The 17,228-nt window shown below is 63.5% G+C and carries 13 protein-coding genes and 2 pseudogenes; 9 read left to right on the forward strand and 6 right to left on the reverse strand.

Translation table 11 applies throughout. The annotated features are described in order from the left end of the window. Nucleotides 1–4: 4 nt before the first annotated feature. On the reverse strand, nt 5–802 hold the full coding sequence (locus tag IVA78_RS28520; RefSeq protein WP_247354507.1) for an alpha/beta fold hydrolase: 798 nt from the start codon (nt 800–802) through the stop codon (nt 5–7). Nucleotides 803–1,012: 210 nt separating this feature from the next. Here IVA78_RS28520 and IVA78_RS28525 point away from each other — a divergent pair, with 210 nt between their 5' ends. From IVA78_RS28525 to IVA78_RS28540, 4 genes are all read left to right on the forward strand, one after another. Continuing rightward, the gene (locus IVA78_RS28525) at nt 1,013–1,774 is read left to right on the forward strand and encodes an SDR family oxidoreductase (RefSeq protein ID WP_247460583.1); all 762 of its coding nucleotides are present in this window, start codon (nt 1,013–1,015) and stop codon (nt 1,772–1,774) included. Between the two features lie 43 nt (nt 1,775–1,817). Continuing rightward, the gene (locus tag IVA78_RS28530) at nt 1,818–2,654 is read left to right on the forward strand and encodes an enoyl-CoA hydratase family protein (protein ID WP_247280604.1); all 837 of its coding nucleotides are present in this window, start codon (nt 1,818–1,820) and stop codon (nt 2,652–2,654) included. Between the two features lie 95 nt (nt 2,655–2,749). Further along, complete coding sequence (locus IVA78_RS28535) at nt 2,750–5,101, forward strand: bifunctional salicylyl-CoA 5-hydroxylase/oxidoreductase (protein ID WP_247468869.1); 2,352 nt, start codon at nt 2,750–2,752, stop codon at nt 5,099–5,101. Between the two features lie 51 nt (nt 5,102–5,152). Beyond that, entirely contained in the window at nt 5,153–6,403 is a 1,251-nt protein-coding gene (locus IVA78_RS28540; protein WP_247280606.1) for a flavin-dependent oxidoreductase, read from the forward strand. 9 nt (nt 6,404–6,412) lie between these two features. Here the strand turns inward: IVA78_RS28540 and IVA78_RS28545 are convergent, their stop codons facing one another. Further along, on the reverse strand, nt 6,413–6,868 hold the full coding sequence (locus IVA78_RS28545) for a cupin domain-containing protein (RefSeq protein WP_080136282.1): 456 nt from the start codon (nt 6,866–6,868) through the stop codon (nt 6,413–6,415). A gap of 89 nt (nt 6,869–6,957) precedes the next feature. After that, a complete protein-coding gene (locus IVA78_RS28550; RefSeq protein ID WP_247468870.1) occupies nt 6,958–8,133 on the reverse strand; it encodes an ABC transporter substrate-binding protein in 1,176 nt (391 codons plus the stop codon). A gap of 250 nt (nt 8,134–8,383) precedes the next feature. Here IVA78_RS28550 and IVA78_RS28555 point away from each other — a divergent pair, with 250 nt between their 5' ends. The 3 genes from IVA78_RS28555 (at nt 8,384) to IVA78_RS28565 (ending at nt 11,218) form a co-directional block, all read left to right on the forward strand. Further along, nucleotides 8,384–8,902, forward strand: coding sequence for a MarR family transcriptional regulator (locus tag IVA78_RS28555; RefSeq protein ID WP_247468872.1), 519 nt, complete (start codon nt 8,384–8,386; stop codon nt 8,900–8,902). 147 nt (nt 8,903–9,049) lie between these two features. Beyond that, a complete protein-coding gene (locus IVA78_RS28560) occupies nt 9,050–10,741 on the forward strand; it encodes a benzoate-CoA ligase family protein (protein ID WP_247468874.1) in 1,692 nt (563 codons plus the stop codon). Between the two features lie 15 nt (nt 10,742–10,756). Next, a complete protein-coding gene (locus IVA78_RS28565) occupies nt 10,757–11,218 on the forward strand; it encodes a RidA family protein (RefSeq protein ID WP_247468876.1) in 462 nt (153 codons plus the stop codon). 19 nt (nt 11,219–11,237) lie between these two features. Here IVA78_RS28565 and IVA78_RS34665 read toward each other — a convergent pair. From IVA78_RS34665 to IVA78_RS28580, 3 genes and pseudogenes are all read right to left on the reverse strand, one after another. After that, nucleotides 11,238–11,418 (reverse strand): annotated as a pseudogene (locus IVA78_RS34665) (CBS domain-containing protein); the annotation flags it as partial. Between the two features lie 2 nt (nt 11,419–11,420). Beyond that, entirely contained in the window at nt 11,421–12,392 is a 972-nt protein-coding gene (locus IVA78_RS28575) for a CHAD domain-containing protein (RefSeq protein WP_247468879.1), read from the reverse strand. 25 nt (nt 12,393–12,417) lie between these two features. Then, on the reverse strand, nt 12,418–13,950 hold the full coding sequence (locus IVA78_RS28580; RefSeq protein WP_247468881.1) for a bifunctional aminoglycoside phosphotransferase/ATP-binding protein: 1,533 nt from the start codon (nt 13,948–13,950) through the stop codon (nt 12,418–12,420). 187 nt (nt 13,951–14,137) lie between these two features. Between IVA78_RS28580 and IVA78_RS28585 the strand changes: the two are divergent. Both IVA78_RS28585 and IVA78_RS28590 read left to right on the forward strand, forming a co-directional pair. Beyond that, nucleotides 14,138–14,227: pseudogene (locus IVA78_RS28585) on the forward strand (universal stress protein); the annotation flags it as partial. A gap of 65 nt (nt 14,228–14,292) precedes the next feature. Further along, complete coding sequence (locus IVA78_RS28590) at nt 14,293–16,986, forward strand: bifunctional acetate--CoA ligase family protein/GNAT family N-acetyltransferase (RefSeq protein WP_247468883.1); 2,694 nt, start codon at nt 14,293–14,295, stop codon at nt 16,984–16,986. Nucleotides 16,987–17,228 lie beyond the last annotated feature (242 nt).

Below are 17,228 nucleotides of genomic sequence, written 5' to 3' on the forward strand. Positions count from 1 at the left end.
CACCTTAGGCTTTGGTCGCGAGAGAGTTCAGGAATCGGCCGAGCGCTTCGTTGAAGGTATCGGGGCGTTCGAGATTGGCGAGATGGCCCACGCCAGCGAGCTCGACATATTCAGCTCCAGGAATAAAGGTCGCCGTCTTCGCCATCATGGGCGCCGGCGCGTTGTTGTCCTTTGAGCCGGAGAGCAGCAGCGTTGGGACTGAAATATCCCTGAGCGTGCTGCGCTGATCGAAACCGATGAGAGCCAGCATCATGGCGCGATAACTGGCTTCAGGCACGTTTGCCATGCATTCGCGGGCGAGCTCCATTCCCTTTGGATCGGGATCGTCGCCGACCAGCTCCTTCACCAACGAAGGCGCCAGCGACATCATGGTCTCCCCACGATCGAGCGGCCCGAGCCGCGCTGCGATGAAGGATCTCTGCCAATCGCCCTCAGCCTTGCCGAAGGCCGGGCTGGTCTGCGCCAGGACCACCGCGCGCGCCAGTTTCGGCGACTGCACCAGCCACTTCTGGACGATCATGCCGCCGATCGAATGGCCGACCAGAATGGGCCTGCTTGCGCCGAGCTGCTCGATGAATCTCTTGAGTGCATCCGCCAGGGCAGCGATGCTGACGCTGGCGAGCGGCGCCGATCCGCCATAGCCCGGCATGTCCCATGCGATCGCGTGGAAGCGGTTGCCGAATGTGGCGAGCTGGTGCCGCCAGGCTCTCGCCGCGCCGCCAATGCCATGCAGGAAAATCAAAGGTGTCGCGACCGGATCGCCCGCGGCTTCGTAGGCGAAGCGTCCGTCCTTTGTTATCATTGGCACTGGCCGCGACACGCGACATCCTTTTGCTTGGCTCTATGATGCTAACAGGCTCGCGGGCGATGGGAAGGGATAATTTTATACTTAAAGCAATTTTCGGGCCGATCGCCGTGCGGCCGTTCCCGATCGTCAATCGGCGCTTTCGTTGCAAAAATTTGAAGGTTAAAATATATCCAGGAAACGATCAGCATCTCAGGGAGCCAGCGCATGTCCGGATTGCCGCATTCGCCGCACGCGCTGGTGACCGGCGGCGGTCGCGGCATCGGCCGTGCCATCGCGGCCTCGCTTGTCGGTGCCGGCGCGACCGTGACCGTGCTCGGTCGGAATGCCGCGACTCTTGCAGGGGCCGTCAACGCAGGCGCGGCGCATTTCGCGGCTGTTGCCGACGTCTCTGATGAAGCCTCATTGAAGACCGCCATCCTTGAGGCGAGTACGCGCAAGCCGATCGACATCCTGGTTGCCAACGCAGGCAGTGCTGAATCCGCGCCATTCGCGAAGTCGGACAGCGCTCTGTTCAGCCGCATGATGGATGTCAATTTCATGGGCGTCGTCCATGCCATCCGCGGTGTATTACCGGGCATGAAAGACCGTCCCTATGGCCGCATTGTCGCAGTTGCGTCCACGGCCGGGCTCAAGGGCTATGCCTATGTCAGCGCCTACGCCGCGGCCAAGCACGCCGTGGTCGGTCTCGTGCGTTCGCTCGCTCTCGAGATGGCCGGAAGCAATGTGACCGTGAATGCAGTGTGTCCCGGCTTCACCGACACCGATCTCGTCGCCGGCAGTATCGAAAACATCATGGCGAAGACCGGCAGAACCCGCGAGCAGGCGATTGCCGAGCTCGCCAAACATAATCCGCAAGGAAGGCTGATCACGCCTCAAGAGGTGGCCGATGCCGTGCTGTGGCTGTGTGGCGAGGGTGCCGGCGCGATCACCGGGCAGGCGATCGCGGTTGCGGGCGGTGAAATCTAGCGTGTGTGGCGCAGGCGCGGAACAAGGAAGCTGAGGAGATCGCATGAGCAGACCAGCCAATCCCGTCACCATACCGCTTGCAGATTACTCGCCGCAGCATTTCCTGCTGGCGGTGGTCGACGGTGTTGCGACGGTTACGCTCAATCGCCCCGAACGAAAGAATCCGCTCACCTTCGAAAGCTATCGGGAACTGACCGATTTCTTTCGCGCCTGCGCGTTCGACGACGCGGTCAAGGCTATCGTCGTCACCGGCGCTGGCGGTAATTTCTCGTCTGGTGGCGACGTGTTCGAGATCATCGGCCCGCTCGTGAAGATGGACACCAAGGGGCTGACGGCCTTCACGCGCATGACTGGCGACCTCGTCAAGGCGATGCGCGCCTGCCCGCAACCGATCGTGGCTGCGGTCGAGGGCATCTGCGCCGGCGCTGGCGCGATCATCGCCATGGCGTCGGACATGCGCCTCGCGGCGAGTGGCACAAAGGTCGCGTTCCTGTTTAATAAGGTTGGCCTTGCCGGCTGCGACATGGGCGCCTGCGCGATCCTGCCGCGGATCATCGGGCAGTCACGCGCCTCCGAACTGCTCTACACGGGCCGGTTCATGACCGCGGAGGAGGGCGAGCGCTGGGGCTTCTTCAGCCGCCTCGTTACGCCCGAGCAGGTGCTGCCCCAAGCGCAATTGCTGGCCAAGCAGGTCGCGGAAGGGCCGACCTTCGCCAACACCATGACCAAGCGGATGCTGGCGATGGAATGGGCGATGTCGGTGGAAGAGGCGATCGAGGCGGAAGCCGTCGCCCAGGCGTTGTGCATGACGACGGCGGATTTCGAGCGCGCCTTCGAAGCTTTCGCCAACAAGGTGAAGCCGGTCTTCAGGGGCGACTAGGATAACCGTCTGTACGGGGGCCAGACCAGCAACGGGGGCTTGCGCGAAATTATTTTAGGCTTAAAATAGTTTGCAGGTGAATTGGCGAGGCTCCCATGAAAATCGCGATCATCGGCGGCGGACCTGCGGGTCTCTACGCTGCGATCCTGCTCAAGAAGCAGCGCCCAGGCGCCGACGTCACCGTGCATGAGCGCAATCGAGCCGATGACACTTTCGGCTTTGGCGTCGTGTTCTCCGACGCCACGCTGGACAATTTCGAGAAGCACGATCTTCCGAGCTACCGCCGCATCACTCAGGAATTCGCCTATTGGGACGACATTGCCGTGCATTTCCGCGGCACGGTCCACCGGGTCGGCGGCAACGGCTTTTGCGGCTGCTCACGGCAGAAGCTGCTGCTGATCCTTCAGGAGCGGGCACGCGAGCTGGGCGTCTCCCTGCATTTCGAAGTGGATATCGAGGACGAATCCCGTTTCGCCGATGCCGATCTCATCCTGCTTGCGGACGGCATCAACAGCCGCTTCCGCGAGAAATACGTCGATCATTTCCAGCCCGAGGTCGACGTCCGCTCCAACAAGTTCGCCTGGATGGGCTCGACCAGGCCGCTCGATGCCTTCACCTTTATCTTCCAGGAAACCGAGTGGGGGCCCTTCATCGCCCATGCCTATCAGTATGAGGCCGGGCATTCGACCTGGATTTTTGAGACTGATCCGCAGACGTTCGAGCGCGCCGGGCTGATGGGGCTGGACGAGGCTCAGTCCGCCGCGCGGATGGCGGAGATCTTCGGCTGGTTCCTCGATGGGCACAAGCTGCTGACCAACCGCTCGATGTGGCGCAACTTCCCGATGATCCGCAGCAAGCGCTGGGTGAAGGACAACATGGTCCTGCTCGGCGACGCCAAGGCGAGCGCGCATTTCTCCATCGGCTCGGGCACCAAGCTCGCGATGGAAGACGCCATCGCGCTGGCCGAAGCGATGGAGAAGGCGCCCAGCATCGAGGCGGCGCTGGCGGTCTATGAGAACGGCCGCCGCGAGGAGGTCGAAAAGACGCAGCATGCCGCGGACGTCTCCCTGGTCTGGTTCGAGCACGTCGACCGCTTCTGGGATTTTGATCCCGTGCAATTCGCCTTCGGCGTCATGACTCGCTCGAAGGCAATCACCTACGACAACCTCAAGCTCCGCGCGCCGGATTTCGTGGCCGAGGTCGAAAAGACGTTCGCCAGGCAGGTGCGCAGCAGCGGCTTCGATGTCGACATCGACAACCCGAGCGTGCCGCTGTTCCAACCCTTCCGCTTGCGCGAGATGGAGGTTGCCAATCGCGCCGTGGTATCGCCGATGTGCATGTATTCGGCCAAGGAAGGCGTGCCGACCGACTTCCACCTGGTGCATTACGGTTCGCGTGCGATCGGCGGCGCCGGGCTGATCTTCACCGAGATGACCTGTGTGGGCCGCGATGCCCGGATTACGCCCGGCTGCGCCGGTCTCTGGAACGACGAGCAGGAAGCCGCGTGGCGGCGCATCGTGGATTTCGTCCACGGCAATTCGGCCGCGAAAATTTGCCTGCAACTGGGCCACGCCGGCCGCAAGGGCGCGACCAAATTGATGTGGGACGGCATGGACCGGCCGCTGGAGCAGGGCGGTTGGGAGGTCTGTTCGGCATCGCCGCTGCCCTATTTCCCGGACAGTCAGGTGCCGCGCGAACTCGATCGTGCCGGCATGAATGCGGTGAGGGACGCTTTCGTCGCGGCCGCCGAGCGCGGCGAGCGCTGCGGCTTCGACATGCTCGAATTGCACTGTGCCCACGGCTATCTGCTCGCGAGCTTCATCTCGCCGCTCACGAACACCCGCACGGACGACTATGGCGGTTCGCTCGCCAACCGTCTGCGTTTCCCGCTCGAGGTCTTCGAGGCTATACGCGCGACATGGCCGTCGCACAAGCCGATGTCGGTGCGCATCTCCGCAACCGACTGGGCTGATGGCGGCATCACTGGCGATGATGCCGTCGCCATCGCGCGCGCCTTTGCGGAGGCTGGTGTCGATCTCGTCGACGTCTCGACCGGCCAGACCGTGCGCGACGCACAGCCGGTCTACGGGCGCATGTTCCAGACGCCCTTTTCGGACCAGGTCCGCAACGAGGCGCGCGTAGCCACCATGTGCGTCGGCAACATTACGACGGCGGATCAGGCCAACACCATTTTGGCCGCCGGCCGGGCGGATCTCGTCGCGCTCGGCCGTCCGCATCTTGTCGACCCGTTCTTCACCATGAAGGCGGCAGCCTGGTACGGGGCAAACGACGTGTTCTGCCCGCCGCAATATCTGCCCGGAAAAGATCAGATTTTCCGCAACAGCGTTCGCGACCGGGAGGACCTCGAGGAGCTGAGAATTAAGGCTAAGCCCAAGACCCGGGCCGAGCTCAAGGCGGAGGCGGCAAAGCCGCTTGCGGCGGAGTGACCGCCCGTGCGACCTTAGCCCATTGCCTGTGTTTCGAGTGGAGTGAGGGCGATGAAGGCGATTATCGTCGGTGGCGGTATCGGTGGTCTCACCACGGCATTGATGCTGCGCTCGCGAGGCCTGGATTGTGAGATCTTCGAGCAGGCCGACACCATTCGCGAGCTCGGCGTCGGGATCAACACTCTGCCGCATGCCATGCGCGAGTTGGCGGGGCTCGGCCTGTTGCAGAAGCTCGACGAGGTGGCGATCCGCACCGATCAGCTCTATTATCTCAATCGCCACGGCCAGGAGGTCTGGCGCGAAGCCCGCGGCATCGACGCCGGCCACGACGTGCCGCAATTCTCGATCCATCGCGGCCGCCTTCAGGGCGTCATTCATCGCGCCGTCGAGGAGCGGCTCGGGCAGCAAGCGATTCACACCGGCCGCCGGCTCGGCGCTTTCACGCAGGACGAGGGCGGCGTCACCGCTTATTTCTTCGATCGGGTCGGCGCCCATGTCCACACCGCGCGCGGCGATATCCTGATCGGTGCCGACGGCATCCATTCGCGCGTCCGCGACACGCTGTTCCCGAATGAGGGGCCGCCGTGCTGGAACGGCCTGATGCTGTGGCGCGGCGCCCGCGACTGGCCGCTGTTCCTCACCGGCAAATCCATGATCGTGGCCGGCGGTCTCAACGCCAAGGTGGTGATCTATCCGATAGCGGAAGGATCAAGCCCGGCGAGCCGGCTCACCAACTGGGCGGTGCTGGTCAAGGTGGGCGAAGGCAATGCACCCCCACCGCGGAAAGAAGATTGGTCGCGGCCGGGCCGCCGCGAGGAGCTGATGCCGCATGTCGCGCGCTTCTCGGTCCCCTACATCGACGTGAAGAGCCTGATCTCGGCGACGCCCGAATTCTACGAATATCCGACCTGCGACCGCGATCCCTTGCCCTATTGGTCGTCCGGGCGCGTCACGCTGCTCGGCGACGCCGCGCATCCGATGTATCCGGTTGGCTCGAACGGCGCCTCGCAGGCGATCCTCGATGCGCGTTGCCTTGCCGATGCACTGGTGCGCGCCGAGCATCCGCGCCAGGCGCTGGTCGAGTACGAGAAGAAGCGTCTGCCGATGACGGCGGAGATCGTCCGCTCCAACCGGCGCGGCGGTCCCGAAGGCGTCATCGACGCCGTCGAGCAGCTTGCGCCTGATGGTTTCGACAATGTCGAGAACGTCCTGAGCTATTCCCAGCGCGAAGCGATCGTGCGTGGCTACGCCACCAAGGCAGGCTTCGCCGCAGTGCCGGGACTTGCGGCGGTGCGCGCTTAAAAGACCCGGCTAGCCGCCGGGCGGCGGCGGCAGGAAGTGGATGTTGAACTCGGCGGCCATCGCCACCACGTCCTCGGGCTTCTGCTCCTTCATGTTGTGAAGCCCCCAGAACAGATCGAACAGCTTGCGGCTCGGCGACACCCAGAACAGCACCTTTGCGGTCTGCTCCGACTTGTTGAAGATGCCGTGCGGCACGCCCATGCCGAGGCGGATCAGGTCGCCCGCGGTCGCCTGCGCCTCCGAATTGCCGAGCATGAAATCGAGCTTGCCCTCCAGCATGTACAGATACTCATCCTGATCGGGGTGAATGTGCGGCGGCACGAACGTGCCCGGCGGCAGTGTCGCATGCCAGGAGAAGCTGTTTTCGGCGTAGCTCTTCGGCACATAGGTCTGGCCAAGGATGTTCCAGGAAATGCCCTGGATGCCCTCATTGGCCCGAGTGATGCCGGTGATTTCGCTCTTCATTGCAGTCCTCCCGTAACGCGATACGGTTTTAGGTTATGGTTGAGCATGATCTTTTCGGAAAACCGCTGCGCACTTTTCCGGATCATGCCTTAGTTCGCCGCCTTGCAGTCCTTGGCGTAGCGGTCGCCGTAATTCTCGAAGACCTTCTGCACGATCTCGGTCTGGAACTTGCCGTCCGGACGCTTGGCGACCTTGGTCAGGTAGAAATCCTGGATCGGATAGCCGTTGGTGTTGAACTTGAAGGCGCCGCGGAGCGAGGTAAAATCGGCTTTCTTCAAGGCGGCGGCGACTGCCTCCTTGTTGGAGAGGTCGCCCTTCACGGCCTTGATCGCGCTGTTGATCAGCATGGCGGCGTCATAGGCCTGGAAGGCGTAGGTGCCGGGCACGCTGTTGTAGGCGGCTTCATAGGCGGCAACGAACTTCCTGTTCTGCGGATTGTCGAGATTGGGCGCCCAGTTCGCGCCGCCGAACATGCCGACGGCCGCGTCCTGCTGCGCCGGCAAGGTCGATTCATCCACCGTAAAGGCCGAGAGCACCGGGATGGTATCGGCCAGCCCTGCCTGCCGGTATTGCTTGACGAGGTTGACGCCGAGGCCGCCCGGCATGAACGTGAACAGCGCATCGGGCTTCTTCGAGGAGATCTTCGAAAGCTCCGGCTGGAAGTCCAGCGTGTTCAGCGGCATGTAGGATTCCTCGACGATCTCGCCCTTGTAATCGAGCTTGAAGCCCGCCACCGAATCCTTGCCGGCCTGATAGTTCGGGACCATCAGGTACATGCGCTTGTAGCCGCGATCCTGCGCGACCTTGCCAAGGATCTCGTGGACCTGATCGTTCTGATAGGACGTCACATAGAAGAACGGGTTGCAGTCCTTGCCGGCAAACGTCGACGGACCGGCATTGGGGCTGATCAGGAAGGTTTTCGATTCTGTAATAGGCCGGTGGATCGCCTGGAGGATGTTGGAGAAGATCGGGCCGACCACAAAGTCGACCTTGTCGCGCTCGAGCAGGCCTTTCACCTTGGTCACCGCCGCATCGGGCTTCAATTCGTCGTCTGCGACGATCACCTCGACATCGCGGCCGCCCATCTTGCCGCCGAGATCCTTGATCGCGAGCGCAAAGCCGTCACGGACTTGCTGGCCCAGCGCAGCGGCAGGTCCCGACAGGGTTACGACCACGCCGAGCTTGATTTTCTCCTGGGCGAGGGCAGGGCTCATCGCGGTGCCGAGCAGCATGGCGGCTGCGGCCAAGGTCATTTGCGTCTTCATGATCTGTCCTTCATGACCATCGGCTTGCGCTGCAAGCCGCGTACTCCAATCCAAGCTTATGCCGATGATGGCCGCCGCGGCAAGCCGAGCTCAAGACGTCGCATCCTGCGGGCAGCAGCGCATGCAAGCGGCGCGCCAATTATTTGAAGCCTAAAGAAATTGACCTGCGGTCGATTGTTGCAGCTTTGGACTTGCGGCCGGCTCCGATTTATTTGAAGCTCAAAACGTTGGGGAATCTGTGCCGGCGCCAATGCCGGCCGTGAGTGACTGCATCAACATGCTCGATTCCGAAACCAAGGCCGTGGAAACGCCGGAGGACCATGCCGAAGAGCTTCGGCTGTGGCTGCGGCTCTTGACCTGCACGACCCTGATCGAAGGGGAAGTCCGCGGCCGGTTGCGGCAGCGGTTCGACGTCACGCTGCCTCGGTTTGACCTTATGGCGCAGCTCGACAAGGCGCCGGACGGCATGACGCTGTCCGACGTCTCCAAGCGCATGATGGTGTCGAACGGCAACGTCACCGGCCTTGTCGAGCGTCTGGTTGAGTCCGGTCACCTCGATCGGCGTACCTCGGAGACGGACCGCCGCGTCCAAGTGATCCGCCTCACAAAACTCGGGCGCGCCGAGTTTCGCAGGATGGCTGCGGAACACGAAGCCTGGATCGCCGACCTTTTCGCCTATCTGACGCCGAAGGATGTGCGGGAATTGATGCGGCTCCTGGCCAAGACCAAGGCGTCGGCGCAGAAATCGGCCGCGCGCAGCCGACCGTAAGTAGGCGGCGGGACGGGCCGCAGACCCTATTTGCCGCAGGAAAAAGCAAGGAAATCCCAGAATCCGCTATTGCACCAAATTGTTTTAAGCCTAAAATGTTTTCCAGATCGTGCTGCCGGGTGCAATCCATGCTGAAAGGAGCGTGCGATGGCCAACGCTGCCAAGGTTCAAGTGTCGGGTTCGTGTGACGGCAATGCTGCGACGGCCCATGTCGATACGTTCGCGCGGCAACATCTGCCGCCGCGCGAGCTCTGGCCCGAATTCATCTTCACGCGACCGGAGCTGCGCTATCCCGCGCGATTGAACTGCGTCAGCTATTTCCTCGATCGCTGGGTCGAGCAAGGCCACGGCGATGCGCCTTGCGTCATCAGTCCTGCGGTCAGCTACACCTATCGCGAGCTGCAAGCGCTCGTGAACCGCATCGCCAATGTGCTGGTCGGCAAGCTGGGTCTCGTGACCGGCGGACGCGTGCTGCTGCGCTCGGCCAACAATCCGATGATGGTCGCGACCTATCTCGCGGTCATCAAGGCCGGCGGCATCGTCGTGGCGACCATGCCGCTCCTGCGCGCCAAGGAGTTGTCATATCCGATCCAGAAGGCGGAGATCGGGCTCGCGCTGTGTGACGGAAAGCTCTCCGAGGAGATGGAGAAGGCGAAGGCCGCGGCGCCCGGCCTCAAGCACGTGGTCTATTGGGGCAATGGCGCGGCCGAATCGCTCGAAGCGCTGATCGCGGATGCGAGCCCCGAGTTCAGGGCTGTCGATACCTCGTCCGACGACGTCTGCCTGATCGCCTTCACCTCGGGCACCACAGGCGATCCCAAGGGCACCATGCATTTCCACCGGGACATGCTGGCGGTCTGCGACGGCTATGCGCGCAACATCTTGCGCGCCGAGCGGAAGGATCGCTTCGTCGGCTCGGCACCGCTCGCCTTCACATTCGGCTTCGGCGGCGTGTTGTTTCCGATGCATATTGGCGCCTCCTTCGTGGTGCTGGAGAAGACGACGCCGGACGACATTCTGAATGCGATCGAGCAGTACAAGATCACGGTCTGCTTCACTGCGCCGACCGCATATCGGGCCATGCTCGGCAAGCTCGCGGGCCGTGACATCTCCTCGCTTCGCAAATGCGTCTCCGCGGGCGAGACGCTGCCCAAGCCGACATTCGAGGCCTGGCTGAAGGCCACCGGCATCAAGCTGATGGACGGTATCGGTTCGACCGAATTGCTGCACATCTTCATCAGCGCGACCGAGGACGAGATTCGCCCAGGCGCGACCGGCAAGCCGGTGCCAGGCTATGAGGCCAAGATCGTCGACGATGAAGGCCGTGACGTGCCGCCGGGGACGATGGGTCGTCTCGCCGTGCGTGGCCCGACCGGCTGTCGCTATCTTGCCGATGAGCGACAACGGAAATACGTCCAGAATGGCTGGAACATCACCGGCGATACCTATGTGATGGATGGCGACGGTTATTTCTGGTACCAGTCGCGCTCCGACGACATGATCGTGTCGGCCGGCTACAACATCGCAGGAACCGATGTCGAGGCGGCGCTGCTCACGCATCCGGCGGTCGCCGAATGCGGGGTGGTCGGCGCGCCGGACGAGGCGCGCGGCATGATCGTGAAAGCCTATGTCGTCGTCGCGCCGGGCGTGACGCCGGACGCGCAGCTCGTGACCGAATTGCAGGAGCATGTCAAACGCGAGATCGCGCCATATAAATATCCGCGCGCGATCGAATTCGTTGCGCAACTGCCAAAAACCGAGACCGGCAAGTTGAAGCGCTTTGCCCTGCGTCAGCTGGCGCAGGCTGCAGCGGCGTCCTCAGGCGTCGCTGCGGAATGAGAGAAGGATAGAGAATTGTCCGTGACGTCAAAAGGCCCGCAGTTCGCGGTGCTGCCGACAGCAGCCGAGCAGGAAATCCGCCCCAAGGCGCAGATCCTCCAGCCATCTGGCTGGCCAATGCCGAAGGGCTATGCCAACGGCATGGCTGCTGACGGGCGGATCGTCGTCACTGGCGGGGTGATCGGCTGGGATGCCGAAGAGCGCCTCGCGGACGGCTTCGTCGCGCAGGTACGCCAGACCCTGAGCAACATCGCTGCGATCCTGGCCGAAGCCGGAGCACGGCCCGAGCACCTCGTGCGCCTGACCTGGTATGTCGTCGATATGGACGAATACCTGGCCAATCTGAAGGAGCTGGGCAGGGCCTACCGCGACGTCTTCGGAGCGCACTATCCTGCGATGGCCCTGGTTGAGGTGGTCCGTCTCGTCGAGAAGGCGGCGCGCGTCGAAATTGAGGCCACCGCCGTCATTCCTCGCTGAGCTCGGCCGTCCGGCGGCGCCCGCGCCTGCCTCCGGTGCTGATTTCGCTACGACGGATGAAAATCTCCTTCCGAGACGACGCCGACCAGCTTGCCGGTATCGACGACGACCATAAGGCCGCTGACATGCCGCTTCAGCATGATGTTCGCGGTCTCGACGATGCTGATCTCGGGGCTAACCGAGATGACCGACTGCCTCACACCTAATTCTCAGGCTCTGCGTTCGGCGCGAGGTCGGAGGAGCGGAAGGGCTTGGCCCTGTCCAGTTTGCGGTAGGCCGCCGCGGCGGTTTGCAGCAGCTTCTTTTCCCGCTTGCGGTTGAGAAAGCGAGCGGCGGCCTCGAGACCGGCACCGTTCAGCGCGGCCGCCAGCGCTTGCCCTCGCGCATCGTCGTTCAATTGCCCGAGAGACTTTTGCGCCTTGCGCAATTGCTTGAGCATGGACTTCTGCTTCGTCGCCGCCCCGTCGGTGAACAGATCCGCGAGCGATTCGATCGAATAGGTCATCCGCTTGTTGAGCAGCCGCAGCTTGTGCCGTTTCTCGACGTCAAGCTTGCTCAGCTTCCGCGCCTTCCTGAGCAGCGTCTTTTCCCACGCCGCCAGCTGCGCCGTCGCATGCTCGGCGAGCGAACAGCGACGCAATCTGATGGCTTCCTTGCTGCGATGAGTCGACCAAGGGCCGCTCTCGATCCAGGCCGAGGTCTGCTCGACCAGGCGGCGATAGCGCGCGGATTGCAGCGCGCGCGCCAGCAGGCGGTGGCTCTCGGCGCGCTTCTCGTCCCAGTGCCGGAGCTCGGCGATCACGGCGAGCTCGTCGCCAGTCTCGGCGACGAGCCGCTCGATCGCCACGTCGAGGTCACGCACCATGCCGAGCTGGCTGTTGAGCCATTTCAGTTCGGCCCAGACATTCGGCCGCAGCGCATCGTCGACCATCGGCGAGAAGAAGCGAATGGCGGTGCGCAGATGTGTCAGCGCGATCCGGATCTGGTGCAGGGCATCGGGATCGCCGCGGCAAGTGCCGTCATGCTGGGCGAGAACGGCATCGAGGTGACGGCGGGCGATGATCCGGAACGCCGTGTCGCAGGCCATGCCGGGACTGAGGCGGCCGGGCAGTGCATTGCGCCGCATTGCCGGCATTGCGCGGGCGGCCGTCGAGGTCGTGCTGGGTCGCGCCATCCTTGCCCGCGTCAATCAAATTGCCTTATTTGCCCTCAGTGATTGCGTCCCGACAGCTCTGGAGCGTCTGCTCTTGTGTCCCGGATGCATCGATGGTCGCCCAACCGACATGACCGATATTATAGCGCTCCTGCTGCGCGGCAACCTCTTGCGTGGCGTCGGCTGCATCTCCCCGGCGGCTTCCGATACGCGCTTGCCTCGTCGCGAGGTCGGCGACGAGGAACAGGCCGTTCAGCGGCACGTTGCGCTCGCGCGCCAGTGCGGCGATCGCGTCTCGTTCCTCCTCGGCGGCGAAGACACCGTCGATGATCGCCGAATGGCCTTGCGCCAGCACCCGCCGGGCGTACTGAGCCAAGGTGTCGTAGACGCGGGCCGTGACCTCTGGCGTGTATGCGGATGGTGGCAGCCGCTGCGTGTCCTTGACCCCGAACATCTGCTTGCGGACGATGTCGCTGCGCAGCACGATCGCCCCCGGCTGTGGCGTGACGATTGGTGCGAGCGCGCGCGCCAAAACCGTCTTTCCGGTGCCGGACAATCCCCCGACCGCGATCAGGCGCGGAGCGGGAGGATCGATCAGCATCCGGGCGAGGCCGAAATAGCGCCGTGCGTCGTCAAGGGTGCCGGGGTCGTCAGAACGCGGCGGCTTCAGCCGTGCCAGCGCCACCTGAGCGCGGATCGCCGCCCGGATCGACATGAACAGCGGCAAGACGGAGAGCGCGTCGAGATTGTCGTTTGGCGTCGCAGCGAGATATCGGTTCAAGACAACGTTGGCCGCGCGTGCTTGATCATGGTGCAACAGGTCCATCAGCGTGAATGCGAGATCGTAGAGCACGTCGACTGTTGCCATCTGCGCATCGAACTCGATGGCGTCGAACAGGACCGGCTGTTCGCCGATCAAGACGATGTTCGCAAGATGCAGGTCGCCATGGCAACGCCGCACGAAGCCGTGGTGGCTGCGCGCTTCGAGCAAGGTGCGGAGGCGCAGGAACATCGCGTGCGAGGCTCTGCCGAGCTGCGCGATTTCTTCGGCGTCAAAACGATTATCTTTTCCCAGGCCATTGCTGTTGCCATCGATCAGACCAGGGATGGAGGAAATCCACGCCCTGCCGTCGGAGTGGCCTGCCGCCGCATGCGAAGCCACGATCGCGTCGGCGGCGGCCGAGGCTAGATCGTCATCCAGCGGGCCGGCCTTGGCCAGATGATCCAGCGTTTGGCTTTCGTCGAAGCGCGACATGTCGACCGCATACTCGATCGGCCGGCCGGGGCCGCCGATCTGCACCGACCCATCCGGCTCCTCCGTGATCGCCACGACGCGATGATAGATCTGCGGCGCCAGCGGCCGGTTGATCCTGATCTCCTCCTCGCAGGCCGCCTTGCGCTTGTCGAGAGTCGAATAATCGAGGAACGGAAACTGCACGGCCCGCTTGATCTTCAGCGCGCGGTCGCCGTCGAGAAACACCGAAGCTGCGTGCGTATCGATCCGCCTCGCGCCCGGATGCGTGGCGGAATCGGTGAGAGCCGCAAAGATCCGGTCCTGGGTCGCGGACTCGTCTGTCATTCCTGCTGGCACATCCAGATGCGTCGGACGGCAGTCCGGCCGCAATCAGGTTACCCTCTGGAACGAGATGGTGGCCAGTCCTTGACTTTGGTCAACGTCCCTCCAAGCTGCCGGTACCGCGCTTGACGGAGATCAAGCGTCGCGACGAAAGCCGGACTACTCTGGCGGCCAAGGAAAAGCGATCTGCCATCATTCGCGTCTGAACGGGATCGTTAGGGGCGGTGTGATAAAGACCGTCATTGGCCAGCCATCCTGCTGGGTTATGATCTCGCACTAAACTGAACAGTTTGCGGCCCGATCTTCCACCATCGGAACCGCCAGCGACCGGGCGCATTTGCTTTCATGTCGACCTACCGCCTCAAGAATCTGCTGTCGCCGCGTTCCCTCGCGCTGGTCGGCGCGAGTGCCCGCCCGGTCTCCGTGGGACGCGCCGTCCTGCAGAACATCCGCAGCGCAGAATTCAAAGGGGAATTCGGCCTGGTCAATCCGCGTCACGCCGAGATCGGCGGCATAGCCGCGGTGAAGAATCTGGACAGGTTGGACTTCGTCCCCGAGCTCGTGATCATTACTGCGCCGGCGCAGGAAGTTCCCGGCATCATCGACCAGGCCGGACGTCGCGGGTCGGCGGGCGCGCTGATCGTCTCGGCCGGGCTCGGCCACGGACCGGGATCCCTCCACGAGGCTGCTATCACTGCTGCCCGCAAATACGGCATGCGGATGATTGGTCCAAATTGTCTCGGCATCATGACGCCTGGAGTGAGCCTCAATGCCAGCTTCGCAGCACACATGCCAGGCGCGGGAAGTCTCGCGCTGATCTCGCAATCGGGCGCGATCGCGGCCGGCATGGTTGATTGGGCGGCGCAGCGCGGCGTCGGTTTCTCCGGCATTGTCTCGATCGGCGATCAGATCGATGTCGACCTTGCCGATTTGCTGGACTATTTCGCGATGGATCACAAGACCCGCGCGATCCTGCTCTATATCGAAGCTATCAAGGACGCTCGCAAGTTCATGTCGGCGGCGCGCGCCGCCGCGCGCGTGAAACCGGTCGTCCTGGTGAAGTCCGGCCGGATGGCGCAGGGGGCGAAGGCCGCGGCCACGCATACCGGCGCGCTCGCCGGCGCCGACGCCGTCTATGACGCGGCGTTCCGCCGCGCGGGCGTGCTGCGGGTCTCCGATCTGCGCGAGCTGTTCGATTGCGCCGAGACGCTCGGCCGCGTTGAATCCCCGACGGGCAAGCGCCTTGCTATCCTGACCAATGGCGGTGGCATCGGCGTCCTTGCCATCGATCGATTGGTCGAGCTTGGCGGAATCCCGGCGTCGATCTCGGCAGACGCTCGCAAGAAGCTCGATGACGTGCTGCCGCCGACCTGGTCCGGTGCAAATCCCGTCGACATCGTGGGTGATGCCGGCGCCTCGCGCTACGCGGCGGCGCTGGAGGTGCTGCTCGCCGATCCCGACAATGATGCCGTGCTCGTCCTCAACGTGCAGACGGCGATCGCCTCAGCGGCCGACATCGCCACGACCGTGACGGAGCTCGTCGGAAAATACCGCGAGCAGCACCGCCAATGGGCAAAGCCCGTCCTTGCCGCCTGGGTCGGAGCCGATCAAGACATCATTCGGACGCTCTCCGGCGCGGGCATTCCGAACTACCCGACCGAGGACGATGCCGTGCGCGGCTTCATGCATCTGGTCCGGCACCGCGAGGTGGTGGAGGAGCTGAGCCAGGTTCCGCCGGCGATGCCCGATACGTTCGTGCCGGACGCGCCGGCCGCGAAGCGGATCGTCACTGCTGCGATCGCCGACGGCCGCAAATGGCTCGAGCCGGTCGAGATCAAGCACCTGCTCGAAACCTACGACATCGCGATGGTGCCGACCTATGCTGCGACCAATGTCGAGCAGGCGGTGGCCCATGCGAGCGACATGTTCGCGCAAGGCCTGACTGTCGTGCTGAAAATCATGTCGCGTGACATCGTCCACAAATCGGATGTCGGCGGCGTCGTTCTCAATCTGACCACGCCGGATGCGGTGCGCGCGGCTGCCACCGATATTCTCGACCGGGCCAGAAAACTGCGTCCCGAAGCCCGCATCGGCGGCGTCATCGTGCAAGCGATGGTGGTCAAGGCGAAGGCGCGCGAGCTGATCCTCGGTCTTGCCGATGACCCCACCTTCGGCACCGTCGTCGTCTTCGGCCGGGGCGGGACGGCTGTGGAGATCATCAACGACAAGGCGCTTGCGCTTCCGCCGCTGGACCTGCAACTCGCCCGCGACCTGATCGATCGCACGCGCGTGTCGCGGCTGCTTCGCGCCTACCGAGACGTACCGGCAGTGAAGCCGGATGCCGTCGCCATGGTGCTGGTCAAGCTGGCGCAGATGGCCGCTGACATTCCCGAAATCCGCGAATTCGACATCAACCCGCTACTCGCGGACGAAACCGGTGTCACTGCGGTCGATGCTCGCGTCGCCGTGGCGCCGCCGCAGCGGAAGTTCGCCGGCTCCGGCCCGGCCAATTTCGCCGTTCGGGCCTATCCATCGCAATGGGAGCGCCGCCTGGTACTGAAGGACGGCTGGCGTATCTTCGTGCGGCCCTTGCGCCCCGAGGACGAGCCGACCATCCACGAATTCCTGCGTCACGTCACGCCGCACGACCTCCGCCTGCGCTTCTTCGCGCCGATGAAGGAGTTCACCCACGAGTTCATCGCGCGCCTGACCCAGCTCGACTATGCGCGTGCGATGGCCTTCATCGCATTCGCCGAGGAGACCGGTGAGATGGTCGGCGTCGTCCGGCTCCACTCGGACTCGATCTACGAAAGCGGCGAATATGCCATCCTGCTGCGGTCCGACCTCAAGGGCAGGGGATTAGGATGGGCCCTGATGCAGCTGATCATCGACTACGCGAAGTCGGAAGGGCTCAAGACCATATCGGGCGACGTGCTCCAGGAGAACATCGTGATGCTCGAGATGTGCCGCCAGCTCGGCTTCGAGATCAAGCCGGATCGGACTGAGCCTGATATCTGCGAAGTCAGGCTGAAGCTCTGAGCTCACCCGCTAGGAGGGGCTTCAGCCCGAGATGTGACAGACCCCCTTTGGCCAACCGATGCTCGACTGGTATCGGGCGTTCGGCAGCGCCTCAACGCAATCGCGACTTGAATTGCCTGCAATTCTGCAGCGACCTGAATGCATGGACGCAACCTTCGGTTGCCGGCCTTTCGCCTAACCGGGGCATTTCGCGGCATTTGCCTAAAACCGCGCCCATGCTTTCCGGTTGAAAAGCCTGATAA

It is taken from the genome of Bradyrhizobium sp. 137 (genome assembly GCF_023074095.1).
Taxonomy (GTDB): Bacteria; Pseudomonadota; Alphaproteobacteria; order Rhizobiales; family Xanthobacteraceae; genus Bradyrhizobium.